Genomic DNA, 26,678 nt, shown 5'->3' on the forward strand with positions numbered 1-26,678 from the left:
GGGTGGTGGCGTGACGGTCGTCACGTCATAGTGGTTACCGAAGAGTATTGCCTGGCACCGGGCATCGGCTAGTGCTGGTGATCGGCCGGCCTCCCCGTCGGCCGGCCGACCCACCCCTGATCAGGCGTACCGGGCAGCCACGAGTGACCAGTCGTAGGTTGCCCGGACCCAGTTGCGCCGCGCCGCCAACGGCGAATTCAAGGCCTCGACGCCGCTGGCCAACAACGTCTCCTCCGCCTCCAGGTACGCCGTCAACCCCCGGTTGAAACGGTCCGCGGCCGCCCGCAACGCGTCCGCCTCGTCCAGGCCGCCCTCCTGCGCGATGACCGTCACCAGATTGTGCGCGTCCGGGTCGGCCTGGCTCTCCTTGCCGTACGAGAAGAGGTCGTTGCACCAGCAGACGAGATCCACCGCCAGCAGGTCCAGTGCGCTCAGTGCCGGATCGGCACGCCGGGCCGGCCCGGGCGGCTGCTCCGACGCCAGGTCGGTGAGGGTGAGACAGGGGTGTACGCCGCCGGTGTGCCGACGCAGTTGGACGTACTCCGTCAGCCCCGGCACCCGCCGGCGTTCCCGGTTGGTGGCCTCCCACAGCAGCGCCAGCAGATACTGGCGCAGCTGACTGACGAACCGCAGCAGCATCGGCGCCCGGCCCTCGGCCCGGGTGCGCCGGCACAGGTCGTGCAGCGCGGCGCCCAGCGGGCCGGCGTCCGGCGGCGGTTCCGCGAGCGGGTCGCCGCACCGGTCCAGCACGTCGAGCAGCGCGGCGATGACCGGCGCCAGCCGGCCCGGGTCGGCCCCGAGGCCGTCCTCGTCGCAGGTGTCGTCCATGACGAACAGCCAGGAGATCAGGTCGGTGAGGAGCCGCAGCCCCTGCGCCGGCCCTTCCGGGCAGGCCCTTCCGGCCAGGCCGGCGGCGTCTGCCCGTTGTAGTCGATGAATCTGATGACCGGAATTGACCAGACCGAGAGCGCGCGCCCACTCGACGCTCTCGCTGGCTGCCCGATCCGTGTACTTGTGGCGCCCCGCCGTGAAGGAGGGTTCCCGTAGCGCCGTGATCGCGAAACTTCGCATCGTGTGCCCCCACATCGTGCCGCCCCGGCGCGGAACGGCGCGCTGAAGCGTACGGGAGGAGGTATCGGCGCGCATCGCTGGGACTGAGGCGGCTACCCGCAGTCCTGTGACCGATTAAGCGCAGTAAGTCACATGCCCAGGCTGGCGTTGCGGAGCTGTTGCGCGGACGTCGCCGAACCGTCCAGTTGAACCCGCGCCACCCGCTGGCGCCCGGAGAGGAACAGGGTCAGTTCGGCCGGGGCGCCCACCAACCGCAGCCGCTCGCCACCACGACCGACGGAGACCTCGCCGTGACCGGGCGCCTGCACGTAGAGGTCCGCCGGGAAGCGGCGCAGCGACAGCCGGGCGAGCGGGGCGACCCGCTTCCACAGGGTGGCCTGCAGACCGTGGGACAGGTCGCGCGGCTGCCACCCCGGGACGGCCCGCCGCACGTCCTCGTGGTGGATGAAGAACTCCACCGTGTTGACCAGCTCGTCGGTGAGCGGGTTGCTGATCGGGCTCCACACCGGCGGCCGGCGCACCTGCGCTACCAGCTCGGGGTAGGGCCCGGCCGCGAGTCGTCGGCGGACCCGTTCGGCGTGCCCCCGCAGCGGCGGCAGCAGGATCCCGCCGGCCGCGTCCGGACGGCGCTCGCGCAACACGAGGTGCGCGGCGAGGTCGCGGGTCGCCCAGCCCTCGTTGATCGTCGGCGCGTCGGGCCCGAGGGCCAGGAAGAGATCGGCCAGCGCCTCGCGCTCGGCTCGGGCGTACCGGGACATGGCCCGATCGTAGGCCCGCGGACCCGCCGCCGCGCGCCGGCAGCCGCCGATCGCACCCCCGGGCCCGGACGTCCGGTACGTGACGGTCGACATATCCCGTCCGGGTCGGCGGTGCCGGCTCGCAGCGGTAAGGATGAGGGAGATAATTGTGGCTTACGGCGGGGGAGAGCGTGGCGAGCAGGACAAGTCGGGACGTGCTCGGCAGGGGACTGGGGGTTCTGCGGCAGGCGATCCGGGAGCAGCCGCGGATCTTCGCGGTTGCCGTGATCGGCAGTGTGCTGTTCGGCTCGATGGTCATCGTCAGCGCGTACGTGGTGGGCGCGGTGGTCGGTGACGTGGTGGTGCCGGCCATCGCGCGGGGCGAGGTGGGCGTCGGCACCCTGGCGCTGGCCGCGGTCGCCCTGTTCGGGATCAGCGTGCTGCGGGTGGTGGGCATCTTCGGTCGCCGGCTCGGCGCCGGTTACATGCAGTACCGGCTCCAGGCCGCCTACCGCCGCCGGGTCACCCGCCGCTACCTGGACCTGCCGCTGTCGTGGCACCACCGCAACGCCACCGGCACGCTGCTGTCCAACGCCAACTCCGACGTGGAGGCGGCCTGGTATCCGATCGCGCCGCTGCCCTTCGCGGTGGGCACGCTGGTGATGCTCGTCGGCGCGATCGTCTCGCTGTTCGCCACCGACTGGGCCCTCGCCCTGGTCGGCCTCGCGGTCTTTCCCGCGCTGTTCGCGCTCAACGTCGTCTACTCGCGCCGGATGGCGCCCCGGCAGGCCCGGGCGCAGCGGTTGCGCGCCGAGGTCAGTGGCATCGCGCACGAGAGCTTCGACGGCGCGTTGGTGGTCAAGACGATGGGCCGCGAGGCGCAGGAGACGGCCCGGTTCGCCGGTCGCGCCGGCGAGCTGCGCGACGCGTTGATCGCGGTCGGCCGGCTGCGGGGTGTCTTCGACCCGCTGCTGGAGACGCTGCCCAGCCTCGGCACCCTCGCGGTGCTGGTGGTCGGGGCGTTCCGCCTGCGCCAGGGCGCGATAAGCGTCACCGAGCTGGTCAGCGTCGCGTTCCTCTTCACCGTGCTGGCCTTCCCGGTGCGGGCCATCGGCTGGGTGCTGGCCGAGCTGCCGCGCAGCGTCGCCGGCTGGGACCGCGTGCGCCGGGTGCTCGACGCCACCGGCGAGATGCCGTACGGGCAGAAGGTGCTCGACCCGGCCACCCCGGGGCCGGCCACGCTCACGTTCACCGACGTGCACTTCTCCTACCCGCCGGCCGAGGCGCACGAGCCCGGCGCGCAGGTGCTCGGCGAGGTCGGCTTCACCGTTCCGGCTGGCCGCACTGTCGCGCTGGTCGGGCCGACCGGCGCCGGGAAGTCCACCATCGCGTCGCTTGCCGTACGCCTGGTCGACCCGGACTCCGGCGTCGTCGAGCTGGACGGCGTGGACGTGCGCGACCTGACCGCCGCGTCGCTGGCCGGCACCGTCGCGCTGGTCGCGCAGGTGCCGTTCGTCTTCGATGACACCGTGCGGGCCAACGTCGCCCTGGACCGGGCGGGCATCGACGACGAGGCCGTCTGGGCGGCACTGCGCCTGGCCGAGGCGGACGGGTTCGTCGCCGCGCTGCCGGAGGGACTGGACACGATGGTCGGCGAGCGGGGCACCTCGCTCTCCGGCGGCCAGCGGCAGCGGCTCACGCTGGCCCGCGCGCTGGCCGGGCGGCCACGCCTGCTGGTGCTCGACGACGCGACGAGCGCCGTGGACCCCCGCGTGGAGGCGGCCATCCTCGCCGGTCTGCGGGCGTCGGCGGGTGAGCCGGGAGTGCCGGCCGCGTCGATCCTGGTGGTGGCGTACCGCCGGGCGACCATCGCCCTCGCCGACGAGGTCGTCTACACCGAGCAGGGCCGGGTGATCGCCCGGGGCACACACACCGAGCTGCTGGCCACCGTTCCCGGGTACGTGGACCTGGTCACCGCGTACGAGCAGGCGGAGGTCGACCGCGCGCAGGAGCGCGCGTACGACGACGAGGTGGCGCAGCTGCCGTCGGGCCTGGAGATCGAGGTGGACCATTGAGTACGACGGTGACGAACGACGAGCGGGACGTGCGGACGGAGACCACCTGGCAGACCCTGCGGCGGGGGCTGGCGCTCTCCCCGGAGCTGCGCACCGGCCTGGCCGCCACCCTGGGCCTGGCCCTGGTCTACATGGTGGGCCGGGTGGCCGTTCCGGTCGCGGTGCAGCAGGGCATCGACCGTGGCATCGTCGGTGGTCTGGATCTCGACGTGGTCTGGACGGTGGTGGCGGTCACCGCGGCGATCCTCGTGGTGACCACTGCCTGCGGCTACCTGATGATGCGCCGGCTGTTCACGGTCAGCGAGACGGCGTTGGCGAACGTCCGGACGCGGGCGTTCCGGCACGTGCACGACCTGTCGATGCTGCACCAGCAGTCGGAGCGGCGTGGGTCGCTGGTCTCGCGGGTGACGAGCGATGTCGACCAGATCACCCAGTTCCTCCAGTGGGGTGGGGTGATCCTGCTGGTCAACCTGGGTCAGCTGGTGGTGACGACTGCCGTCATGCTGGCGTACTCCTGGCAGCTGACCCTTGTGGTGCTTGTGGCGTTCCTGCCGGCGGTGCTCGTCATCCGTCAGTTGCAGCGTCGCCTCGGCGCGGCGTACGCGACGGTGCGTCAGCGCACCGGCACGCTGCTGGGCGCGATCGGTGAGAGCGTCGTGGGTGCGCCGGTGATCCGGGCGTACGGCATCGCGGGGCGTACCGCGCGCCGCTTGGACGAGGCCATCGACAACCAGCGCCTGGCGCAGCAGCGGGCGATCCGGATCAGCATCGTGGGCAGTTCGGTGGGCGAACTGGCGGCCGGTCTGGCCCTGGCGGGCGTGGTGGTGCTCGGGGTGACGTTGGGGGTGGACGGCACGTTGTCGATCGGCCAGCTGACCGCCTTCCTGTTCCTGGTGACGCTGTTCATCCAGCCGGTGCAGATCGCCACCGAGGTGCTCAACGAGGCGCAGAACGCCATCGCGGGCTGGCGGCGGGTGCTGGACGTGCTCGACGTGGCCCCGGACGTGGCGGACCCGGGGGAGCAGGGACGGGACCTGCCGGCCGGCCCGCTGGACATCCGGTTCGCCGGGGTGCGGTTCGCCTATCCGGGTGGCCCGCCGGTGCTGCACGACATCGACCTGGAGATCCCGGCGAAGAGCCGGGTGGCGGTGGTCGGCGAGACGGGCAGCGGCAAGACGACCTTCGCGAAGCTGCTCACCCGCCTGATGGACCCGTCGGCCGGAGCGGTGCTGCTGTCCGGGGTGCCGCTGGCGCAGGTGCGGTTCGACTCGCTGCGTTCCCGGGTGGTGATGGTGCCGCAGGACGGGTTCCTGTTCGACGCGACGGTGGGGGACAATGTCCGGTTCGCCCGGCCGGAGCGGACCGACGAGCAGCTCGGCGCCGCGTTCACGGAGTTGGGCCTGGCGGACTGGTTGGACGGTCTGCCCGCCGGCCTGGACACCCCCGTCGGGGAGCGTGGCGAGGCGTTGAGCGTCGGGGAGCGGCAGCTCGTCGCGCTGGCCCGGGCGTACGTGGCCGATCCGGACCTGCTGGTGCTGGACGAGGCGACAAGCGCGGTGGATCCGGCGACCGAGGTGCGGCTGCAACGCACCCTGGACGCCGTCACGCGGGGTCGTACGACGCTCGCCATCGCGCACCGGCTCTCCACCGCCCAGGCTGCCGACGAAGTGATCGTGGTGGACCGGGGTCGCATCGTGCAGCGGGGCCCGCACGACGAGCTGGTGCACGACGCCGACTCGGTCTACGGCCTGCTGTACGCCTCCTGGTTGGAGCAGACCCGGTAACGAAGCGCCGGGCTGCTGGACGCCGTGGAACGGGTGCTCTACGCTCCGGGTTAGGTAAGCCTAACCTCTTAAGGAGGTCGCGCCATGCGGCCCAGCCCCGCCGAGATCGTTCGTACCCTCGTCGCCGGTCGGCTGCCCGGTCTCGTCCACCTGGCCCGCCGGCCGGGCCCGCACCACGCCCGGCACGTGACCGATCCCGACGGCCGGGTGCTGCTGCTGGTGCCGGTGGCCAGCCACCTGGGCGCCGCGTTGCAGCCGGTGGCCGGAGGCGCCGACGTCGCAGTGGTCCTGGACGTCCTCGACCTGCCACCCGCCGCCGGCGCCCCCGGGCTCGGGCGGGCCTGGGTCTCCGGCTGGGCCGCCGAACTGCACGACGAGGAGGCACGCCGCGCCGCGCTCGACTTCGCCGCGGTCGAGCCGACCGGCGACCTGCTCGACGTGGGCGTCCGGTTCCGGCTGTTCCGCTTCGAGGTGGCCGAGGTGCGGTGGGAGCGGGCCGGCGTCGTGCACCGGATCGACCCGGGGGAGTACGCCGAGGCCGAGCCGGACCCGGTGCACCCGTTCGAGGCGCTGCTGCTGGCCGATCTCGCCGAGCGCGACGCCGAGCAGGTGACCGACTACCTGCGCCGGCAACTCGGGTTGACCGGGCAGACCCCGGACGGACCGCCGCGCGTGGTGCGCGTCGACAGGTACGGCTTGGTGGTGGCCCTCGGGCGCCCCGGCGCACGGCGGCGCGTCCGGCTGGCGTTCCCGTGCCCCTTGGCCGATCCCGACGAGCTGAGCCGCCTCCTGCCGCCGCTGCGTCGCCCGGCCGACGCCCGCCCACCGGGCTGACCCGGTCCAGCCCGCCCGGAGCTTCCGGCCGGGGGGTCCTAGGTCGGCAGCTCTCCGGTGACGTACCGCTGGATGGTGGGGCCGATGGCGGCGACCAGGGTTTCCGGGTCGGCGGACGCCACCGGCTCCATGCGTACGACGTGCCGGATCATCGCCAACCCGATCAGCTGGGTGGCGACCAGCGAGCCGCGCAGCGGCAGTTCGGCCGGGTCGACATCGAGCTGGTCGAGCACCCGGCGCAGCACCTGCGTGGTGATGAACTCCCGCAGCAGCCGCGCGGTCCACTCGTTGCTCACCGCCGAGCGCAGCAGCGCCACCCCGGCGCTGCCGGCCGGGGAGTCCCAGATGCTCAGGAACGTCCGCACCAGGCGCTCGCCGACGCCCTCCCGGTCGCCCGCGAGCACCCTCGGCACCATCTGGCCGGGGTCGACGGGGAAGTTCATCGCGGCCAGGAAGAGCTGGTCCTTGCTGCCGAAGTAGTGGTGCACCAGCGCCGGGTCCACCCCGGCGGTGGCGGCGATGCCGCGGATCGAGGCGGCGTCGAAGCCGCGCTCGGCGAACGCCGCGCGCGCCGCGTCGAGGATCGCCTCCCGGGTGTCCGGGTTGCCGGGTCGCCGGCCGGTCCGCCGCGTCATCGCCGCCCTTCGTTCGTCAGCTGACGCCGTCGGTCGCCCCGACGGCTGGCGGCAACCCGCGGGGCGCGGGTCGCCGCCGGCCGGTCAGCCGGTGCGCCGGCGCAGGGTCGCCGCCGCGAGCACCAGCGCCAGCACCACCGCGCCGAACACCACGCCCACGTCCCGCCACATCGTGCCGGTCGGCTCGGCGTTGGCGCCGACCTCCTGCAAGGCCTCGATGGCGTACGACAGGGGGAAGGCGTCACTGAGCGCCTGGAGCCAGCCGGCCATCTGGTCGCGGGCCACGAACAGCCCACAGAGCAGGAGCTGGGGGATCACCACGACCGGCAGAAACTGTACTGCCTGGAACTCGGTGCGGGCGAAGGCGCTGCACAGCAGGCCGAGGGCGACGCCGAGCACCGCGTCGAGCACCGCGATCCCGATCACCAGACCGCTGCTGCCGACGGTCCGCAGGTCGAAGATCCAGTAGGCGACACCGGCGGCGACCGCGGCCTGCACGGCGGCGGCCAGCCCGAACGCGATGCCGTACCCGAAGAGCAGGTCGAGCTTGCCCAGCGGGGTGGTGAGCAGCCGTTCCAGGGTGCCGGAGGTGCGTTCGCGCAGCATCGCGATGCTGGTGACCAGGAACATGATCACGAAGGGGAAGATGCCCAGCATCACCAGCGCGATCCGGTCGAACGTCGAGGGCTGCCCCGGCGGGGTCGGCTGGTCGACGTACATGAAGTAGACCAGGGTGAGCAGGACGGTCGGCACCAGCACGAGCAGCGCGATCGTGCGCCGGTCGTGCCGGAGCTGACGCAGGATGCGGCCGGTGGTGGCCGCCAGGATCCGCGGGTTCACGATGCCTCCCGTCCGGCCGGGGCGTCCCCCGCGCCGGCCCTGATCAGTCGCAGGAACGCCTCGTCGAGGTCGTCCACGCCGGCGGCGGCGCGGATCGCGGCCGGGCTGTCGTCGGCGATCAGCCGACCCTGGCGGATCAGCAGCAGCCGGTCGCAGCGGGCCGCCTCGTCCATCACGTGGCTGGACACCAGCAGGGTGGTGCCGGCGGCGGCCATGGCGTGGAACCGAGCCCACAGGTCGGCCCGCAGCACCGGGTCCTGACCGACTGTGGGTTCGTCGAGGATGACCAGCTCCGGGTCGCCGACCAGGGCGCAGGCCAGCGAGGCGCGGCTGCGCTGACCACCGGAGAGGGTGGCGACCAGCTGGCCGGCCGCCTCGGCCAGCCCGACGGCACTGACCGCCTCGTCGGCCTCGGCACGACCCCGGCCGTAGAGGGCCGCGAAGTAGCGGGCGTTCTCCCGGACGGTCAGGTCGGCGTAGACGCTCGGCGCCTGCGTGAGGTAGCCCACCCGGTCGCGCAACGCCGGGGTGCCCGCCGGCTGGCCCAGCACGGTGACCGTGCCCGCGCTGACCAACTGCACGCCGACCACCGCGCGCATGAACGTGGTCTTGCCGCTGCCGCTGGGGCCCAGCAGACCGGTGACGGCGCCGCGCGGAACGGCGCAGCTGATGCCGTCCAGCACCCGCCGCCCGCCCCGGTCGACCACCAGGTCGCGGACGGTTATCGCGTCGTCCATCACGCACCTCCGAAAAACTCATCGTCTGTTGAACTCAACGCTAGATGAGATAACTCCGTCCGCGCAACGGCCCGCGTTCGAGACGACGCCCGCCGTCGCGCCCAGCATCACAACGGGCAGTAGGCTTCGGACCGGACAGCAGGTCCGGCAACGGGCATTGCGTACTGATCGGACGTACGGCACGATGGCGCCGTGGGTCACGCTCCGTTACCGCACAGCGGATTTCTCGAAGACTGGGCCGCGCGGTTGCGAGACGCCGCTGAGCGGCCGGTCGTCGGCATCCTGCTGCGCGGCAGTCACGCCCGACGGGCCGCCACCGCGCACAGCGACGTCGACCTCGACGTGCTGGTCGGCGGCTCCCCGTACGCCGCCCGCCGCGCGTACCTGGCCGAGACCGCCGGCCGGGTCACCCACGTCTCGGTGGCCGCCCGCGACGTCCGCTCCTGGGTGCACCGCCTCGGCGAGCCGGCCGACTGGGCGTTCGGGCTGCCGGTCACCGCGCCGGCCCGGCTGCTCTGGGCCGACCCGCACTGGCGGCCCCGGATCGACCTGCCGGTGCTCTGCCAGCCCGCCGAGCCGCCCCGGCTGGAGGAGCTGATCGCCATGCTCGGCAAGGCCGCCGCCGCCCGGGCGGCCGCCGACCGCCCCGGGGTCCGGCTCGCCGTGGCGGACCTCGCCCGGCTCTGCCCGTCGGTGCTGCGCCCGGCGAACCCGTCGGTACGGGTGTCCTCCCGACGGGCGGCGTTCGCGGCGGCCCTGGAGCTGCCGGTCGCCCCCGCCGGCTACCGGGACGACATGCTGCTCTGCCTCGGGCTGCGTCCGGGCGGCACCGGGCAGCTCTGGGCCGCCGCCGTCCGGCTGGTCGCCGGGATCCTGCCGTTGATCCGCCCGTACGCCGGGGAGATCGCCGACGCGGCCGGCGCCGACCTGGCCGACGCCCTCGTCGACGGCCGGTTGGACCGCTACGTGGCCCAGCTCGCCCGGCCCGTGGGTCACCCGCCGAACCCTCGGCGGGAGTCGTCGCCGGTGCCCGCGCCGCGTGCAGGACAATGGGCAACTGTGCCCGTACCTGACGCGCCGGTGACCGGCGTTCCCAGCGATCCGAGCGGCCCGTCGGCGTCGGCGCCGGTCCGTCCGTCCCAGCTCGATCCGGCCATCGCGGCCCGGCTGCGCCGCACCGCCGACGGTCTGGTCGCTGCCGTGGTGCGCGCCCACGACTCCGGCGAGGTGCTGATGGTCGCCTGGATGGACGACGAGGCGCTGCACCGCACCCTCACCACCGGCCGGGCCACCTACTGGTCGCGCAGCCGCCGCGAGTACTGGGTCAAGGGCGCCACCTCCGGCCACCACCAGTACGTGCGCTCGGTAGCGCTGGACTGCGACGGCGACGCGCTGCTGGTGAGCGTCGACCAGGTCGGCGCGGCCTGCCACACCGGGCACCGGACCTGCTTCTTCACCGAGCTGCCGGTGACGGGGGCGGGCACATGACCGACGGCGCAGTGAGCCCCGACCTGGCCACCTTCACCGACGTGGCCGCCCGCTGGCGCGTCGTGCCGGTCACCCGACGTCTGCTGGCCGACGCCGAAACCCCGGTGGGTGTCTACCGCAAGCTCGCCGGCGGGCCCGGCACGTTCCTGCTCGAGTCAGCCGAACAGGGCGTCGGATCAGCGGGCATGGCCTGGTCGCGGTACTCGTTCATCGGCGTGCGCAGCAGCGCCACCCTCGTCGAGCGGGACGGGGTGGCGACCTGGCTCGGCCAGCCGCCCGCCGGGCTGCCCACCGACGGCGATCCGGTGCGGGTGCTGCGGGACACGGTGGCGGCGCTCGCCGGCCCGCTCGGGGACCCGTCCGACGGTCTGCCTCCGCTGACCGGTGGCATGGTCGGCTACCTCGGCTACGACCTCGTCCGCCGCTTCGAGCGGCTGCCCGAGCTGACCGAGAACGATCTGGGCGTGCCGGAACTGGGCATGATGCTCGCCACCGACCTGGTGGTGCTCGACCACTACGACGGCTCGGCGATCCTGGTCGCCAACGCGGTGCTGCCGCCGCTGGACACCCCGGGCCGCGACGCGCAGGTCACCGCCGCGTACCACCACGCGGTGGGCCGCCTCGACGCGATGACCACGGCGCTGTCCCGGCCCATCCCACCGATGATCTCCACGGTCGAGCGTCCACCTGCCGACGAGGTCCTCTGCCGTACGCCCGAGGGTGGCTACGTCAAGGCGGTGGAGGCCGCCAAGGAGGCGATCCGGGCCGGCGAGTGCTTCCAGATCGTGCTGTCGCAGCGCTTCGAGCGGGCGACGCACGCCGATCCGCTGGACGTCTACCGGGTGCTGCGCACCAGCAACCCCAGCCCGTACATGTACCTGCTGCGCTTCGACGGGTTCGACATCGTCGGCTCGTCGCCGGAGGCGCACCTGAAGGTCACCGCCGGTGCGGACGGGCGGCGCCGGGCGCTGCTGCATCCGATCGCCGGCACCCGGCCGCGCGGCGCCACCGCGACGGCGGACGCCGGGCTCGCCGCCGAGCTGCTCGCCGACCCCAAGGAGCGCTCCGAGCACGTGATGCTCGTCGACCTGGGCCGCAACGATCTGGGCCGGGTCTGCGAGCCCGGCAGCGTCCAGGTGCCCGAGTTCGCGACCATCGAGCGGTACAGCCACGTGATGCACATCGTCTCCACAGTGACCGGCACTCTGCGTGACGACCGTTCCGCGTTCGACGCGCTCGCCGCGACCTTCCCGGCCGGGACGCTCTCCGGCGCTCCCAAGGTGCGGGCCATGGAGATCATTGAGGAGTTGGAGCCGGTGCGCCGCGGTCTCTACGGCGGCACGGTCGGCTACTTCGGGTTCGGCGGCGACCTGGACATGGCGATCGCCATCCGGACCGCGCTGATCCGTGCCGGCCGCGCCTACGTGCAGGCCGGCGCGGGGGTGGTCGCCGATTCGGATCCGGCCGCCGAGGAGCAGGAGACCCGCGACAAGGCAGCCGCCGTGCTGGCCGCGATCGCTGCGGCGGAGACGCTGAGGCCAGCCCGATGAGCGGCCGGCGGGAGACCGGCGGCGGGGGCGTGGGGGGTCGGCGTCAGTTGACGTACGCCGTGCTGCTCTGCCTGGCGGGCGCGGCCCTGGCGTTGTGGGCGGCGACCCGGGGCTGGTCGGTCGAGGTGACCGCGCGGCCGGCGCCGCTGCCGCCGGTGCGCGAGGCCCGCACTGGTGCTGCCCTGCTGCCGTGGTTGCCGGCGCTGGCGCTGGTCACGCTGGCCGGCGGTGGCGCGGTGCTGGCCACCCGGGGCTGGGTGCGGCGCCTGCTGGGGGTGCTGCTGGGCGTTCTGGGCCTGGCGGTGGCCGCCGGTGGCGCGTACGGCCTGGTGGCCGATCTCGACGGCGGGGTGAGCCGGCAGTGGCCGGCGCTGTGCCTGCTCGGCGGTCTGCTCGCCGCCGTGGGCGGCGGGTGGACGGCGCTGCGGGGCGGCGTGTGGCCGGCGATGGGCGCCCGGTACGAGCGGCCGGCGCGGACCGTCACGGAGAGTGCGCCCACGACGGTCGCCGAACCGGGCCGGATGGCCGGGCGGCGGACCACCGAGGCGTGGGACGCGTTGGACCGGGGTGAGGACCCGACGGCCGGCTGATCAGCCGACCGGCTGGCGCTCGCGCTGCGGGCGGGCCGAGGCGGCGCGGGCGGCGGTCAGTTCGGCCACCAGGCGGTCCAGTTCGGCGCGTCGGTCGGCGCGGGCCCGGTCGGCGCAGACCGCCTCCCAGGCGTTGCCGCGCGCGGTGCGCATCCGGCCCTCGCCGACGACGGCCCGCTCCAGGGTGTGCACCACGCCGACGGCGAGGGACGCCACGGTCCGGGAGATGGTGGTCAGTCCGATGCTCGGGTTCGACTCGACAATGCTCATGGTCACCCCGCACGAGGAGTTGGCGACGGTCGGGCAGGCGCGTCATCGAGTCTGCCTGAGGACGATGCTGACCGGCTGACGTTTCGCCGGGGTGACCGCCCGGTCAACTGTCCCGCCGTGCCCGCGACCTGGGACCGGCCGTTCGGCCTTGAGCTTGCTCACAGCATCGATCGGCGTCGCTGTCGTCGGGCGGCGGACCGGAAGCGGTGGCATGATCGATGGGTCGGCCCGGTTCGACCGGGGCCGCCGGGCTCCCGTCGCGTGACGGCGGTCGATACCGGAGGTGGCGCTGCGTGACATCCCGTTCACGGCAAGTCGGCCATTATGCCGCAGCCCTTTTCGTGAGCAGCGCCATACCCCCGGCTCCCGGCGTCGGTCGGCTGCCCCTAGCATCGGCCCATGACACCCGGAGAGGGGAGTCCGTTGGTGACTGCTGAGCATGCGCACGCGGAGGGGGACGACGCCGGTCAGGCAGCGTCCGTAAGCGTGCTCGACGAGATCCTGGCTGGCGTGCGCGAGGACGTCGCCCGACGCCAGGAACAGGTTCCGTTGGAACGGATCCGTGAGCTGGCCGCTGCGGCGCCGCCACCGCTGGACGCGTACGCGGCGTTGCGTAAGCCCGGCGTGGCCGTCATCGCCGAGGTCAAGCGCTCCTCGCCGTCGAAGGGCCGGCTGGCCGAGATCGCCGATCCGGCCGATCTCGCCGTCGACTACGCGGCGGGCGGGGCGCGGGCGATCAGCGTGCTGACCGAGGGGCGCTGGTTCGGCGGGTCGCTCGATGACCTGGCGGCCGTGCGGGCCGCGGTCACCGTGCCCGTGCTGCGCAAGGACTTCGTGGTCTCCAGCTACCAGGTGCACGAGGCGCGCGCGCACGGCGCCGACCTGGTCCTGCTGATCGTGGCCGCCCTCGAGCAGAACGTGCTGATGGGCCTGCTGGAGCGGATCGAGTCGCTGGGCATGACCGCGCTCGTCGAGGTCCACGACGAGGAGGAGGCCGACCGGGCCCTGGAGGCCGGTGCCCAGGTGATCGGGGTCAACGCCCGTGACCTGCGTACCCTTCAGGTGGATCGGTCGGTGTTCGAGCGGATCGCGCCGGGCCTGCCGAGCAGCGTCGTCAAGATCGCCGAGTCCGGCGTCCGCGGCCCGCACGACCTGATCCGGTACGCCTCCGCGGGCGCGGACGCGGTCCTCGTCGGCGAGGGCCTGGTCACCCAGAAGAGCCCACGCGAGGCGGTGGCCGAACTGGTCAACGCCGGCAACCACCCGGCGACGCCCCGGCCGGTGCGCTGACCCGCGCCGGTGTGACGCCCCACCGAGAGGATTTCCGATGAGCGCCGATGCGCTGGCCCCGGTGGCCGGCTCGCAGCCCGACTCCGCCGGCCACTTCGGCCGCTTCGGCGGCCGGTTCGTGCCCGAGGCCCTGGTGGCCGCGCTGGACGAGCTCGACGGGGCGTGGCGTACGGCGATCGCGGACGAGTCCTTCCGGGCCGAGTTCGGGGCGCTGCTGCGCGACTACGCGGGCACGCCGTCGCTGCTCTACGAGGCCCGGCGGTTCTCCGCGAAGGTCGGCGCGCGGGTGCTGCTCAAGCGTGAGGACCTCAACCACACCGGCGCCCACAAGGTCCGCAACGTGCTCGGCCAGGCGCTGCTCACCAAGCGGATGGGCAAGACCCGGGTGATCGCCGAGACCGGGGCGGGCCAGCACGGCGTCGCCACCGCGACCGCCGCCGCCCTGTTCGACCTGGAGTGCGTCGTCTACATGGGCGAGGTCGACACCGAGCGGCAGGCGCTCAACGTGGCCCGGATGCGCATGCTCGGCGCCACTGTCGTTCCGGTGACCACCGGCTCGCGCACCCTCAAGGACGCGATGAACGAGGCCATGCGCGACTGGGTGGCGAACGTCGACGAGACCCACTACCTGATCGGCACCGCCGCCGGGCCGCACCCGTTCCCGGCGATGGTCCGGGACTTCGTGCGGGGCATCGGCGACGAGGCCCGCCAGCAGTGCCTCGACCTGACCGGCGCGCTGCCGGACGCCGTCACCGCCTGCGTCGGCGGCGGCTCCAACGCGCTGGGCATCTTCCACGCGTTCGTTCCCGACGAGGACGTGCGGCTCTACGGCTTCGAGGCCGGCGGCGAAGGGGTGGCCACCACTCGGCACGCCGCGAGCATCACCGGCGGGTCGGCGGGTGTGCTGCACGGCGCCCGCACGTACGTGCTGCAGGACGCCGACGGGCAGACGCTGGAGTCGCACTCGATCTCCGCGGGCCTGGACTACCCGGGTATCGGGCCCGAGCACGCCTGGCTGCACGACACCGGCCGGGCCAGCTACCTGCCCGTCACCGACGCCGAGGCGATGGCCGCGTTCGAGCTGCTCTGCCGCACCGAGGGGATCATCCCGGCGATCGAGAGCGCGCACGCCCTCGCCGGCACCGTCACGCTGGCTCCGAAGCTGGCCGCCGAGCTGGGCCGGGAGCCCACCATCGTGGTCAACCTCTCCGGCCGGGGCGACAAGGACGTGCACACGGCCGGGGACTACTTCGGCATCCTCGACAAGGAGCACTGAGATGAGCCGCATCGGGGTGGCCTTCGACAAGGCCCGGGCCGACGGGCGGGCCGTGCTGGTCGGCTGCATGCCGGCCGGGTTCCCGACCGTCGAGGGCAGCATCGCGGCCATGACGGCAATGGTCGAGGCCGGCGTCGACGTCATCGAGGTCGAGATTCCGTACTCGGACCCGGTGATGGACGGCCCGGTCATCCAGAAGGCCAGCGACATCGCGCTGGCCGGCGGCGTCCGTACGGCCGACGCGCTGCGCATCATCGAGGCGGTCGCGGCGACAGGTGCGCCGGTCGTCACGATGACCTACTGGAACCCCATCGAGCGGTACGGCGTGGACGTGTTCGCCCGCGACCTCGCCGCGGCCGGCGGCACCGGCCTGATCACACCTGACCTCATCCCCGACGAGGCTGCCGAGTGGCTGGCCGCCTCGGACGTGCACGGCCTGGACCGCACCTTCCTGGTGTCGCCGTCGTCCACCGACGCCCGGGTGGCGATGACCGTGGACAACTGCCGGGGCTTCGTCTACGCCACCGCCGTGATGGGGGTGACGGGCGCTCGGGCGCAGACGTCCGACGCCGCTCCGACGTTGGTCTCGCGGGTCCGCGCGGTCACCGACCTGCCGGTCGGTGTCGGCCTGGGCGTGGGCACCGGCGCGCAGGCCAGCACCGTCGCCGGGTACGCCGACGGGGTGATCGTCGGCAGCGCGCTCGTCCGTTGTGTGCTGGACGCCTCCTCCGAGGCCGAGGGGCTGGCCGCGCTGCGCACCCTCAGCGCCGAACTCGCCGAGGGCGTCCGCAACCCCGCCCGCTGAACCGCCGGGTCCCTGAACCGCCGGGTCCCCGAACCGCCGGGTCCTGAACCGTCGGGTCCTGAACCGTCGAGTTGCCATCGCCACGGCCTCGCCCGCGTCGGTCGCTCGGGCCATGGACGTGGACGTCGTCCGGCCGGTGCAACGGACGGCATGAGCGCCGGGCCTGCGCTGTCGCCGAAGAGCCGTATACCTGTGAGTCATTTTTATGACTCACAGGTATACGGCCTTTTCGCGGATGTGCTCCCCAGGCGCTGGCAGCATCGCCTCGCGACCCCGCTGGTCCGGACGGGCTGAGTGCGGCGGGAGAGCCGGGTCAGGGCAGAAGGGACGGGTCGGCTGTCGGCTCGCCGCGTTGCTCCGGCGGCTGACCCGCCCCAGACCGCTCATCGCGGGAGACGCGGCGCAGGACGCCGGAGCGGCCGGCGAGCCCGTCGGTGACGGCAGCCCGGGTCAGCGGGGTGACGGCCTCGGGCAGCGCGTCGGGGGCGTGCCAGGACAGCCGGCAGCCCGGCGGCGGGTCGGCGCTGGGCCGGCCCTCGGTGACACGCGCGCGGAACACGTGCACCAGGATGTCCGGCAGCGGCCCGGCCCGACCGGCCCGTGCGTGCGTCGTCGGGCCGTCGAGGTGGTAGACGCCCACCAGGTCGACCAGGTCGATCTCCCAGCCCGTCTCGGCGCGGATGTCGCGCAGCGCCGCCCGCACCGGGCTCTCCGCCGGGCGCAGCCGGCCGCCGGGCAACGCGTACCGGCGCTGGCCCCGGCCCTGGCGGCAGAGCAGCACCCGGCCGGCGTCGTCGGTGACGACAGCGGCGACCGCCCAGGTGAGCACGCCCATGGACAAAGAGCGTACGGCGGCGCAAACCAGAAGTCATCGGGATCCGCGCGCGGCGGCCCGGGGTGCCGCTGCGGGGGTGCGCAGCGGTAGCGTGTGCACCCGTGACCAACGCCTCGCTGTCCCCCCAGGCGGCCCTGCCCAGTCCCAGCACCGCGGTGTGGCAGCTCGGGCCGGTTCCGATCCGGGCGTACGCGCTGTGCATCATCGCCGGCATCGTGCTGGCCTGCTGGGTGACCGAACGTCGCCTGCGTCAGCGCGGCGTCGCGCCCGGCGCGGTGCTCGACATCGCCGTCTGGGCGGTGCCGGCGGGCATCATCGGCGCGCGGATCTACCACGTGATCACCTCTCCGGAGAAGTACTTCGGCGCCGGTGGCGAACCGTTGAAGGCGTTCGCCATCTGGGAGGGTGGTCTCGGCATCTGGGGCGCCGTCGCCGGTGGGGCGGTCGGCGCGTGGATCGCCGCCCGCCAGCTGGGCATCCCGTTCAGCGTGGTGGCCGACGCGCTCGCGCCCGGGCTGCCGCTGGCCCAGGCCGTCGGGCGGCTCGGCAACTGGTTCAACAACGAGCTGTTCGGTGGTCGTACGACGCTGCCGTGGGGCCTGGAGATTCACCGGATGGACCCGGACAACCCGGGGCACTCGCTGCGGGACGACGCCGGGCAGCCGATCCTCGAACCCGGCCTCTACCACCCGACGTTCCTCTACGAGGCGCTGTGGAACCTCGGCGTGGTCGCGCTGGTCCTCATCCTGGACCGGCGGTTGCGGCTCGGGCGGGGCCGGGCGTTCGCGCTGTACGTGATGGGCTACACCGCCGGCCGGTTCTGGATCGAGCTGATGCGCACCGACGAGGCGAACCAGATCTTCGGCGTACGACTCAACGTCTGGACGGCCGCGCTGGTCTTCCTCGGCGCGTTGATCTACTTCGTGCGGGTCCGCGGCCCCCGGGAGTACCTGATCCCGATCGGCCCGGCGGGCACCCCCACGCCGCCCACCACCTCCGACGTGTCCCAGGTCGACCTCTCCGAGGGCCAGACCAGCGCGCGTGCCGCCGCGCCGGAGGGTTACCGGGTGGTCAGCGAGGAGCAGTACGACACCTGGCGGGACACCGGCGTGGCGCCGCCGGAGGCGGACGACGAGGCACGCCCCGAGGGCGCCGAGCCGCTCGACGCCGAGGCGACCGGCGACGAGGCGGCCCGCGCCCGCGCCGACGAGCCGGTGGATGACACGCCCGAGGCGCGCGACGAGGACCGGGCCGACGTCTCCGGCGTGCGCCCCGCCGACCGGGACAGCTGAGCGGGGGCGGCACCGATGCGAAGCGCGGTGGTGGTCGGCGCCGGGGTCGGAGGCCTCGCGGTCGCCGGGGCGCTGGCCCGGTCCGGTTGGCAGGTCACCCTGCTGGACCGCGCCGAGCGGGTCCGCCCCGAGCCGACCGCCGTGGTGCTCTGGCCCAACGGCGTCCGCGCGTTGCAGGCCCTCGGTCTCGGCGCCGGCCTGGCCGCCATCGCGACCCCGCTGCCCGACGGTGGGGTCCGCCGCCCGGACGGGCACTGGCTGGTGCAACCCCGGCCGACGCCGGCCGACCGGATGCCGGTGGTGGTGCACCGGGAGGATCTGCACGACGCGTTGATCGCCGGCCTCGGTGACCGGGTCGAGCTGCGTACCGGGGTGACCGTTCGGCACGTTCGTGTCGAGCCGGGCGAACGCCCGGGTGTGAGCGACGGACGGCACACCATCGAGGCCGACCTGGTGGTCGCCGCGGACGGCACGGACAGCGTCATCCGTCGCCAACTGGCCCCCGAGTCCGGCGTGGTCAGCTCCGGCTGTGCGGCCTGGCGGGCTGTCATCCCCTGGTACCGGGCGCCTCGGCTGCCCGCCGACCAGCCGATCGCCGGCGAGGTTCTCGGCGCGGGCTACCGGTTCGTGGCCGCCTCGTTGGGCGAGCGTGGCTCATCGGGTGGTTCCAGCCGGGGTGGCATCTACTGGGTGGCCACCGCCGCCGGCGCTCCCCGCCCCGAGCCGCCGGAGACCCAGCTCGCCCTCCTGCGCCGCTGGTACGCCGGCTGGCCGGCGCCGATCGCCGCGCTGCTCGACGCCACCGACCCGAGCGACCTGGTGCAGCAGGAGGTCCGTGAGCTGCGCCCGCTGCCCCGCGCCTACGGCTTCGGAGTCGGGCCGGGCGGGGTGGTACTGCTCGGTGACGCGGCGCACGCCATGCCGCCGCACCTCGGCCAGGGCGCCTGCCTCGCGTTCGAGGACGCCGCGACGCTCGCCTCGCTGCTGCGCGAGGCCCGCCTGCCCGACGCCGTGCAGACGTACGACCGGGTGCGCCGGCCCCGGGCGGCGACGGTGGTCCGCCAGACCCGGCGCATGTCGGCGGTGCTCCAGACCCGGGGCCGGTTGGCGCTGCGCGCCCGCGACGCGGCGCTCGGCACCATCAACTCGCGGCTGCTCTCCAGCGCCGCCGCCTCGGCGGCGCAGTGGCGTCCGCCGGCCTGACCGTCCGCGTGGCTGCGGGAGTCCGGGCGGTTCAGGGGATCAGGGCGGCGGGTTCGGCGATGCAGGCGGTGCCGATGCGGCGGAAGCCGACCCGCAGGTAGACCCGTGCGATCTCCTCGCTGCCCGCGGAGAGGAAGACGAGGCCGGTGCCGGCAGCGAGCAGTTCGCGGGCGAGGGTGGCGGTCAGGGCGGCGCCCAGGCCGCGACGGCGGGCGGCCGGCAGGGTGGCTACCCCGGCGATCTCCGCGACGTCGTCCACCCGCATCGCCATGCCGCTGGCCAGCGCGCCCTCGGTCGGCGTGCCGGCCAGCGCGGAGATCCGCCGGCCGTCGGCGATCCGGACCCGCTCCTCGTCCAGCGCGGCGAGCTCCAACTCGGTGACCGCCGCGTCGCGCTCGGCCGGGCCGGCCGCACCGGGCTCGGTGCCGGCGGCGCCGAACGCCACGGCCGCCACCGCCCGCCGGGCGGCCACGTCGGCGGCGAAGTCGGGCGAGTCCGCGGCCAGCACCCGCACGGGTACGTCGGAGAGCGTCGCCGGGTCGGCCAACGCGGCCTCATCGAGGACCATCAGCGGGGCCTCCAGCACGTTCAGCCCCGCCGAGCGGGCCACCGCCAGCAGCTCCGGAGTCGTCTCGTGCACCCACTCGAAGGCCTCCGGCAGGCCCAGTTCCCGCTGGCGCTCCCGCACCGATGTCACGTCGGCCAGGGACGGCGGCTCGGCGGCGCCGATCCGGGGCCGGGCGTAGAACGGCCAGCCGGTGCCCTCGCGGACGAACAGCACCAACCCGCCGTGATCCTCGGCACCGGCGACGTCGCGGGGCACCGCGTCGTAGAAACGCTCCAACCGGTCGAAGATGTCCTTGTGCACCGAATCCACCGCGCGAGACTACACGTCCCAGACTCTGGACGGTGTGATCAATCTTGAGTGGCCTTGCGCCCCCAGCCCTAACGTAGACTCAATAGACCCACGGGCCGACGTCGTCCCCACCATGATCCAACCTGAGTGACGACAGGAGGCCCGGTGGCTCAGCCGTACGCGGATTCGACACAGCCGCACCCCCACAGCCCACAGGCGTCCCCGACGCCCGGCCCCCATCCGCCCGCCCAGGGCCTCTACGACCCGGCGCAGGAGCACGACGCCTGCGGGGTGGCCTTCGTCGCGGACATGCACGGCCGACGGTCCCACGCGGTCGTCGCCAACGGGCTCGGTGCGCTCTGCCGCCTGGACCACCGGGGCGCCCGCGGCGCGGAACCCAACACCGGTGACGGCGCGGGCATCATGATCCAGGTCCCGGACGCGTTCCTGCGGGCGGTCGCCGATGTCACACTGCCGCCGGCCGGCGAGTACGCCACGGGCCTGGTGTTCCTGCCCGACGACGACGCCGCCGAGGCCCGTGCCCGCCGGGTGGTCGAGAAGTTCGCGCTGGTCGAGGGCGCCGACGTGCTCGGTTGGCGGGACGTGCCGATCGAGCCGCAGGGGCTCGGCGACACCGCGCTGGCGGCCATGCCCCGGGTGCGGCAGGTCTTCGTGGCCGCCCACCGCCTCACCGACTCGCCCGCCGGGCCGGCCGGTTCCGCGCTGAGCGGCATCGACCTGGACCGGGTGGCGTTCTGCCTGCGCAAGCAGGCCGAGCGGGAGACCGCCGAGCGGGGCGTGCCGGCGTACTTCCCGTCGCTGTCCAGCCGCACGATGGTCTACAAGGGCATGCTCACGCCCGACCAGCTGCCGGCGTTCTACCCGGATCTGCGCGACGAGCGGGTGGAGAGCGCGATCGCGCTGGTGCACTCCCGCTTCTCCACCAACACCTTCCCGTCCTGGCCGCTGGCGCACCCGTACCGGTTCATCGCCCACAACGGCGAGATCAACACGATCCGGGGCAACCGCAACTGGATGCAGGCCCGCGAGGCTCTCCTGCGTTCGCCGAACGTGCCGGGCAACATCCGGCGCGTCTTCCCGGTCTGCACCCCCGCTGCCTCCGACTCGGCGAACTTCGACGAGGTACTGGAGCTGCTGCACCTGGCCGGGCGGAGCCTGCCGCACGCGGTCCTCATGATGATCCCGGAGGCCTGGGAGAACGACCCCGGGATGGATCCGGCCAAGCGCGCGTTCTACCGCTTCCACGCCAGCCTGATGGAGCCGTGGGACGGTCCGGCGTCGGTGGCCTTCACCGACGGCGAGATCGTCGGCGCGGTGCTGGACCGCAACGGGCTGCGCCCGGGGCGCTGGTGGCAGACCGACGACGGTCTCGTGGTGCTCGGCTCCGAGGCGGGCGTGCTGGACCTCGACCCCGCCCACGTGGTCGCGAAGGGGCGGCTCCAGCCGGGCCGGATGTTCCTGGTCGACACGGTGGCCGGGCGGATCGTGCACGACGACGAGATCAAGTCCGAGTTGGCCGCCGCACAGCCGTACGGGGAGTGGCTGCACGCCGGGCTGATCGAGCTGGACGATCTGCCGCCGCGTGAGCACACCGTCTACACCCACGACTCGGTGCGCCGCCGCCAGCAGACCTTCGGCTACACCGAGGAGGAGCTGAAGGTCCTGCTCGCGCCGATGGCGCGTACCGGCGCGGAGCCGCTCGGCTCGATGGGCACCGACACCCCGATCTCACCCCTGTCCACCCGCCCGCGGCTGCTCTACGACTACTTCCACCAGCTCTTCGCACAGGTCACCAACCCACCGCTGGACGCCATCCGCGAGGAGCTGGTGACCAGCCTGGCGTCGACGATCGGGCCGGAGGGCAACCTGCTCGACCCGGGCGCGGCGAGCTGCCGGCAGATCGTGCTGCCGCATCCGATCATCGACAACGACGAGCTGGCGAAGATCCTCTCCATCGACGAGGACGGCGACCTGCCCGGCTTCAAGGCGGTGCGGGTCTCCGGGCTGTACCGCATCCGCGAGGGCGCCGCCGGGATCAAGGCCCGGCTGACCGAGATCTGCCGGCACGTCTCCGAGGCCATCGAGGACGGCGTCCGCATCCTGGTGCTCTCCGACCGGGACTCCAACGCCGATCTCGCGCCGATCCCGTCGCTGCTGCTCACCGCCGCCGTGCACCAGCACCTGGTGCGGGAGCAGACCCGCACCCAGGCAGCGCTGATCGTGGAGTCCGGCGACTGCCGGGAGGTGCACCACGCGGCGGTCCTGATCGGGTACGGCGCGGCGGCGGTCAACCCGTACCTGGCGTTCGAGTCCGTGGAGGACATGATCACCACGGGTGCGCTGGCCGGCGTGCAGCCCGCTGCCGCGGTGCGCAACTACGCCAAGGCGCTCGGCAAGGGCGTCCTGAAGATCATGTCGAAGATGGGCATCTCGACTGTCTCGTCGTACTGCGGTGCGCAGGTCTTCGAGGCGGTCGGGCTGGACACCCGGCTGATCGACCGCTACTTCCGGGGCACCCCGAGCCGGATCGGCGGCGTCGGACTGGCCGGTGTGCACGCCGAGGTGGCCGCCCGGCACGCGCTGGCCTGGCCGCCGGCCGGCACCGCCGGCTCCGACCGGCTGGAGGTCGGCGGCGAGTACCAGTGGCGCCGCGAGGGTGAGCTGCACCTGTTCAACCCGGAGACGGTCTTCCTGCTCCAGCACGCCACCCGCAGCCGGCAGTACGACGTCTTCCGCCAGTACACGGCCAAGGTCGACGCGCTCGCCGCGCAGGCCGGCTCGCTGCGTGGGCTGTTCACCCTGCGCACCGGCGTCCGTCCGGCGGTGCCGATCGAGGAGGTCGAGCCGGCCACCGAGATCGTCAAGCGCTTCGCCACCGGCGCCATGTCGTACGGCTCGATCTCGGCGGAGGCGCACGAGACGCTGGCCATCGCGATGAACCGCCTCGGCGGCAAGTCCAACACCGGCGAGGGCGGCGAGGACGTCGATCGGCTGCACGACCCGCTGCGCCGCTCCTCGGTCAAGCAGATCGCCAGCGGCCGGTTCGGTGTCACCAGCGAATACCTGGTCAACGCCGACGACCTGCAGATCAAGATGGCCCAGGGCGCGAAGCCCGGCGAGGGCGGCCAGCTGCCCGGCAACAAGGTGTGGCCGTGGATCGCCCGGACCCGGCACGCCACTCCCGGCGTCGGCCTGATCTCGCCGCCGCCGCACCACGACATCTACTCCATCGAGGACCTGGCCCAGCTCGTGCACGACCTGAAGTGCGTCAACCCGGCCGCCCGGGTGCACGTCAAGCTGGTCAGCGAGGTGGGTGTGGGCACCGTCGCCGCCGGTGTGGCCAAGCTCAAGGCCGACGTCATCCTGATCTCCGGCCACGACGGCGGCACGGGCGCGTCCCCGATGAATTCGCTCAAGCACGCCGGCACCCCGTGGGAGCTGGGGCTGGCCGAGGCGCAGCAGACGCTGCTGCTCAACAAGCTGCGTGACCGGGTGACCGTGCAGGTCGACGGCCAGCTCAAGACCGGCCGGGACGTGCTGGTCGCGGCGCTGCTCGGCGCGGAGGAGTTCGGCTTCGCGACCGCGCCGCTGATCGTCTCGGGCTGCGTGATGATGCGGGTCTGCCACCTGGACACCTGCCCGGTAGGCATCGCGACGCAGAACCCGGTGCTGCGTGAGCGGTACACGGGCACGCCCGAGTTCGTGGAGAACTTCTTCCTGTTCCTCGCCGAGGAGGTCCGGGGCTACCTGGCCGAGCTGGGCTTCAGGTCCATCGAGGAGGCCATCGGGCAGACCGAACTGCTCGACGTGGCCCCGGCGGTGTCGCACTGGAAGGCGCACGGGCTCGATCTGGCACCCGTCCTGCACCTGCCGGAACTGCCCGCCGGCGCCGCCCGGCGCGGGGTGCGCGCCCAGGACCACGGCCTGGAGCAGGCGCTCGACAACGAGCTGATCGCGCTGGCCCGTCCGGCCTTGACGGAGGGGTCGCCGGTCCGCGTCGAGGTCGCGGTGCGCAACGAGCACCGCAGCGTCGGCGCGATGCTCGGCGGCGAGGTGACCCGCCGCTTCGGCGGGGGCGGCCTTCCGGACGACACCGTCGAGTTCGTGCTGCACGGCACCGCCGGGCAGTCGTTCGGCGCGTTCCTGCCGCGCGGGGTGACCCTGCGTCTGCACGGCGACGCCAACGACTACGTGGGCAAGGGCCTCTCCGGGGGCCGGCTCATCGTCCGTCCGGACGCCGCCGCGCCGTTCCTCGACCCCGACGCCGAGCCGGGGCAGCGTGCGGAGGATCAGATCATCGCCGGCAACACCATCCTGTACGGCGCCACGGCGGGCGAGGTCTTCCTGCGCGGCCGGGTGGGGGAGCGGTTCGCGGTCCGCAACTCCGGCGCGATCGCCGTCGTCGAGGGCGTCGGTGACCACGGCTGCGAGTACATGACCGGCGGCACGGTGGTGGTGCTCGGCGCGACCGGCCGCAACTTCGCCGCCGGCATGTCCGGCGGGACGGCGTTCGTGCACCTGTTGGACCGTGCCCGGGTCAACACGGAACTGGTCGACCTCGCGCCGCTGGGCGAGCAGGAGCAGGCGCTGCTGCACGAGCTGGTGCAGCGACACGTGGCCGAGACCGGGTCGGCGGTCGCCGAGGACCTGCTCAAGCGCTGGCCGGAAGCGGTGTCCGAGTTCACCGCAGTGGTACCCCGCGACTACCGCCGGGTGCTGGAGATCATGCGGGCCGCCGAAGCAGCCGGCCGCGACGTCGACGACGCGGTGATGGGCGCGCTCAGCGCGCCCATCGCGCCGGTGCCGCCCGCCCCGCGGGTGGCTGCCCAGGAGGTGGCACGTGCCTGACCCGAACGGTTTCCTGCGCTACGACCGGCGGCTGCCGGCCCGCCGCCCGGTGCCGGTGCGGATCAGTGACTGGCGGGAGGTGTACCCGCCGGCCGGCGAGGAGCTCATCCGCGAGCAGGCCACGCGGTGCATGGACTGCGGCATCCCGTTCTGCCACGACGGCTGCCCGCTGGGCAATCGCATCCCGGACTGGAACGACCTGGTCCGCACCGGCAACTGGGACGCCGCGGTGGAGTCGTTGCACGCCACCAACAACTTCCCGGAGTTCACCGGCCGGCTCTGCCCGGCGCCCTGTGAGGCGGCCTGCGTGCTGGGTATCGCCGGCGGCCAGCCGGTCACCATCAAGCAGGTCGAGGTGGAGATCGCCGACGCGGCAGCGGCGCGCGGGTTCACCCCGCGCCCGGTGCCGGCGCCGTCGGGCCGGTCGGTCGCCGTGGTCGGTTCCGGGCCCGCCGGTCTGGCCGCCGCCCAGCAACTGGCCCGCGCCGGTCACGCCGTGACGGTGTACGAGCGCGACGACGCGATCGGCGGCCTGCTCCGGTACGGCATCCCCGACTTCAAGTTGGAGAAGCGACACATCGACGCCCGGTTGGCGCAGCTCGCGGCCGAGGGGGTGCGCTTCCGTACCGGTGTGAACGTCGGCGTCGACGTCACCGCCGAGCAGTTGCGCGCGGAGCACGACGCGGTGCTGTTGACCTGCGGGGCCTTGCAGGGCCGGGACACCCCGGAGACCCCGGGCCGGGCGCTGCGGGGCGTACACCAGGCGATGGCGCACCTGGTCGCGGCGAATCGCGCGGTCGCCACGGCGGCCGGCGGCGGGCCTGGCGTGGCGGTCACCGGCGAGGGCCGCGCGGCCCGCGCGGTGCTGCCGGACGGCACCCCGATCGACGCGGCCGGCAAGCACGTGGTGATCATCGGCGGCGGTGACACGGCGGCCGACTGCCTCGGTGTCGCCCACCGGCAGGGCGCTGCCGGCGTGCACCAGCTCGACCTGTACCCGCAGCCGCCGGGCGAGCGCGACGAGGCTCGGGATCCGTGGCCGACGTGGCCGTGGGTCCTGCGCAGCTACCCGGCCCACGAGGAGGGTGGCGAGCGGGTCTTCGCCGTGGCCGTGCAGGAGTTCGTGGACGACGGCACCGGTCAGGTGCGCGCGGTGCGGATCGCCGAGGTGACCGTCGAGAAGCGCGACGGCCGGCGGATGGTCACCGTCGTCCCGGGCTCCGAGCGGGAGCTGCCGGCGGACCTGGTGCTGTTGGCGATCGGTTTCGAGGGCACGGAGCAGCAGCCGCTGCTGGAGCAGTTCGGGGTGACCCGCAACCCGCGGGGGGCGATCGACGCCCGCGACGACTGGCAGACCGCCGTCGACGGCGTGTTCGTCGCCGGTGACATGCACCGGGGCGCCTCGCTGATCGTGTGGGCCATCGCCGAGGGGCGCGCGGCGGCCGCCGCGATCCACGGTTACCTGGGTGGCGCCGGCGCGCTGCCGGCGCCGGTCGGTCCGGCCGCGCAGCCGCTCGCCGTTCGCTGAGGAGTTCCGGCGCCGTCCGGCCGGCGGGGCAGGTACCTGCCCCCCCCGCCGGGGCGCGGGGAGGCGGCGGTGGCCGCGGGCGGGGCGGAGCGGGACGCAGATAAGAGGGGCGC

The 26,678-nt window shown here is 73.7% G+C and carries 21 protein-coding genes and 1 pseudogene; 14 read left to right on the forward strand and 8 right to left on the reverse strand.

The genetic code is table 11. The features are described 5' to 3' along the window. Window positions 1–120: 120 nt before the first annotated feature. Together ACLQ27_RS21050 and ACLQ27_RS21055 are read right to left on the reverse strand one after the other, a co-directional pair. The gene (locus ACLQ27_RS21050; protein WP_357575962.1) at window positions 121–1,071 is read right to left on the reverse strand and encodes a terpene synthase family protein; all 951 of its coding nucleotides are present in this window, start codon (window positions 1,069–1,071) and stop codon (window positions 121–123) included. A gap of 128 nt (window positions 1,072–1,199) precedes the next feature. Further along, the gene (locus ACLQ27_RS21055; protein WP_234588014.1) at window positions 1,200–1,829 is read right to left on the reverse strand and encodes a TIGR03085 family metal-binding protein; all 630 of its coding nucleotides are present in this window, start codon (window positions 1,827–1,829) and stop codon (window positions 1,200–1,202) included. 170 nt (window positions 1,830–1,999) lie between these two features. Here ACLQ27_RS21055 and ACLQ27_RS21060 point away from each other — a divergent pair, with 170 nt between their 5' ends. From ACLQ27_RS21060 to ACLQ27_RS21070, 3 genes are all read left to right on the forward strand, one after another. Then, window positions 2,000–3,883: an ABC transporter ATP-binding protein gene (locus ACLQ27_RS21060; RefSeq protein ID WP_357575963.1), complete on the forward strand. Its 1,884-nt coding sequence runs from the start codon at window positions 2,000–2,002 to the stop codon at window positions 3,881–3,883. After that, window positions 3,880–5,667, forward strand: a complete 1,788-nt coding sequence (locus ACLQ27_RS21065; protein ID WP_425868244.1) for an ABC transporter ATP-binding protein — start codon at window positions 3,880–3,882, stop codon at window positions 5,665–5,667. Before ACLQ27_RS21060 ends, ACLQ27_RS21065 begins: the two co-directional genes overlap by 4 nt. Before the next feature lie 84 nt (window positions 5,668–5,751). Then, complete coding sequence (locus tag ACLQ27_RS21070) at window positions 5,752–6,501, forward strand: DUF2470 domain-containing protein (protein WP_357498781.1); 750 nt, start codon at window positions 5,752–5,754, stop codon at window positions 6,499–6,501. A 38-nt stretch (window positions 6,502–6,539) separates the two neighbouring features. On the opposite strand, the gene ACLQ27_RS21075 is transcribed toward ACLQ27_RS21070, so the two are convergent. The 3 genes from ACLQ27_RS21075 to ACLQ27_RS21085 all read right to left on the reverse strand — a co-directional run bounded on the left by ACLQ27_RS21075 (window position 6,540) and on the right by ACLQ27_RS21085 (window position 8,713). Continuing rightward, window positions 6,540–7,136 carry a TetR family transcriptional regulator gene (locus ACLQ27_RS21075; RefSeq protein ID WP_234588007.1) on the reverse strand — a complete coding sequence of 199 codons (597 nt, stop codon included), beginning with the start codon at window positions 7,134–7,136 and terminating at the stop codon, window positions 6,540–6,542. An 84-nt stretch (window positions 7,137–7,220) separates the two neighbouring features. Continuing rightward, window positions 7,221–7,976: an ABC transporter permease gene (locus ACLQ27_RS21080; RefSeq protein ID WP_357498779.1), complete on the reverse strand. Its 756-nt coding sequence runs from the start codon at window positions 7,974–7,976 to the stop codon at window positions 7,221–7,223. Further along, window positions 7,973–8,713 carry an ABC transporter ATP-binding protein gene (locus tag ACLQ27_RS21085; protein ID WP_357498777.1) on the reverse strand — a complete coding sequence of 247 codons (741 nt, stop codon included), beginning with the start codon at window positions 8,711–8,713 and terminating at the stop codon, window positions 7,973–7,975. Before ACLQ27_RS21085 ends, ACLQ27_RS21080 begins: the two co-directional genes overlap by 4 nt. Window positions 8,714–9,268: 555 nt before the next feature. On the opposite strand from ACLQ27_RS21085, the pseudogene ACLQ27_RS21090 reads away from it, so the two are divergent. The 4 genes and pseudogenes from ACLQ27_RS21090 to ACLQ27_RS21105 form a co-directional block, all read left to right on the forward strand. Next, a pseudogene (locus tag ACLQ27_RS21090) lies at window positions 9,269–9,592 on the forward strand (phosphoribosyl-AMP cyclohydrolase); the annotation flags it as partial. Window positions 9,593–9,772: 180 nt separating this feature from the next. Beyond that, on the forward strand, window positions 9,773–10,201 hold the full coding sequence (gene hisI / locus ACLQ27_RS21095) for a phosphoribosyl-AMP cyclohydrolase (RefSeq protein WP_234588054.1): 429 nt from the start codon (window positions 9,773–9,775) through the stop codon (window positions 10,199–10,201). Then, window positions 10,198–11,751: an anthranilate synthase component I gene (locus ACLQ27_RS21100; protein WP_357498775.1), complete on the forward strand. Its 1,554-nt coding sequence runs from the start codon at window positions 10,198–10,200 to the stop codon at window positions 11,749–11,751. Before hisI ends, ACLQ27_RS21100 begins: the two co-directional genes overlap by 4 nt. Further along, complete coding sequence (locus tag ACLQ27_RS21105) at window positions 11,748–12,341, forward strand: Trp biosynthesis-associated membrane protein (RefSeq protein WP_425868246.1); 594 nt, start codon at window positions 11,748–11,750, stop codon at window positions 12,339–12,341. Before ACLQ27_RS21100 ends, ACLQ27_RS21105 begins: the two co-directional genes overlap by 4 nt. Here the strand turns inward: ACLQ27_RS21105 and ACLQ27_RS21110 are convergent, their stop codons facing one another. Continuing rightward, a complete protein-coding gene (locus ACLQ27_RS21110) occupies window positions 12,342–12,611 on the reverse strand; it encodes a hypothetical protein (protein ID WP_234588001.1) in 270 nt (89 codons plus the stop codon). It abuts the gene before it with no gap. A 486-nt stretch (window positions 12,612–13,097) separates the two neighbouring features. Here ACLQ27_RS21110 and trpC point away from each other — a divergent pair, with 486 nt between their 5' ends. From trpC to trpA, 3 genes are read left to right on the forward strand one after another with little or no spacing between them, the layout of a single operon-like run. Next, window positions 13,098–13,901: an indole-3-glycerol phosphate synthase TrpC gene (gene trpC / locus ACLQ27_RS21115; RefSeq protein WP_039906616.1), complete on the forward strand. Its 804-nt coding sequence runs from the start codon at window positions 13,098–13,100 to the stop codon at window positions 13,899–13,901. A gap of 37 nt (window positions 13,902–13,938) precedes the next feature. After that, window positions 13,939–15,177: a tryptophan synthase subunit beta gene (gene trpB / locus ACLQ27_RS21120; RefSeq protein WP_234588000.1), complete on the forward strand. Its 1,239-nt coding sequence runs from the start codon at window positions 13,939–13,941 to the stop codon at window positions 15,175–15,177. A gap of 1 nt (window position 15,178) precedes the next feature. Continuing rightward, window positions 15,179–15,982, forward strand: coding sequence for a tryptophan synthase subunit alpha (trpA, locus tag ACLQ27_RS21125; protein ID WP_357575965.1), 804 nt, complete (start codon window positions 15,179–15,181; stop codon window positions 15,980–15,982). Window positions 15,983–16,295: 313 nt separating this feature from the next. Here the strand turns inward: trpA and ACLQ27_RS21130 are convergent, their stop codons facing one another. Further along, entirely contained in the window at window positions 16,296–16,817 is a 522-nt protein-coding gene (locus tag ACLQ27_RS21130; protein ID WP_357498770.1) for an NUDIX hydrolase, read from the reverse strand. Between the two features lie 101 nt (window positions 16,818–16,918). On the opposite strand from ACLQ27_RS21130, the gene lgt reads away from it, so the two are divergent. Next, on the forward strand, window positions 16,919–18,109 hold the full coding sequence (lgt, locus tag ACLQ27_RS21135) for a prolipoprotein diacylglyceryl transferase (RefSeq protein WP_357498768.1): 1,191 nt from the start codon (window positions 16,919–16,921) through the stop codon (window positions 18,107–18,109). 15 nt (window positions 18,110–18,124) lie between these two features. Then, the gene (locus ACLQ27_RS21140; protein ID WP_234587996.1) at window positions 18,125–19,312 is read left to right on the forward strand and encodes an FAD-dependent monooxygenase; all 1,188 of its coding nucleotides are present in this window, start codon (window positions 18,125–18,127) and stop codon (window positions 19,310–19,312) included. 31 nt (window positions 19,313–19,343) lie between these two features. On the opposite strand, the gene ACLQ27_RS21145 is transcribed toward ACLQ27_RS21140, so the two are convergent. Further along, window positions 19,344–20,180, reverse strand: a complete 837-nt coding sequence (locus ACLQ27_RS21145; protein ID WP_425868333.1) for a GNAT family N-acetyltransferase — start codon at window positions 20,178–20,180, stop codon at window positions 19,344–19,346. Between the two features lie 153 nt (window positions 20,181–20,333). On the opposite strand from ACLQ27_RS21145, the gene gltB reads away from it, so the two are divergent. Then, window positions 20,334–25,037: a glutamate synthase large subunit gene (gene gltB, locus ACLQ27_RS21150; protein ID WP_425868250.1), complete on the forward strand. Its 4,704-nt coding sequence runs from the start codon at window positions 20,334–20,336 to the stop codon at window positions 25,035–25,037. Beyond that, entirely contained in the window at window positions 25,030–26,565 is a 1,536-nt protein-coding gene (locus tag ACLQ27_RS21155) for a glutamate synthase subunit beta (RefSeq protein WP_357575967.1), read from the forward strand. Before gltB ends, ACLQ27_RS21155 begins: the two co-directional genes overlap by 8 nt. Window positions 26,566–26,678 lie beyond the last annotated feature (113 nt).

The sequence above is a fragment of the Micromonospora sp. DT63 genome (assembly GCF_049841615.1).
In the GTDB taxonomy this organism is placed as follows: Bacteria; Actinomycetota; Actinomycetes; order Mycobacteriales; family Micromonosporaceae; genus Micromonospora.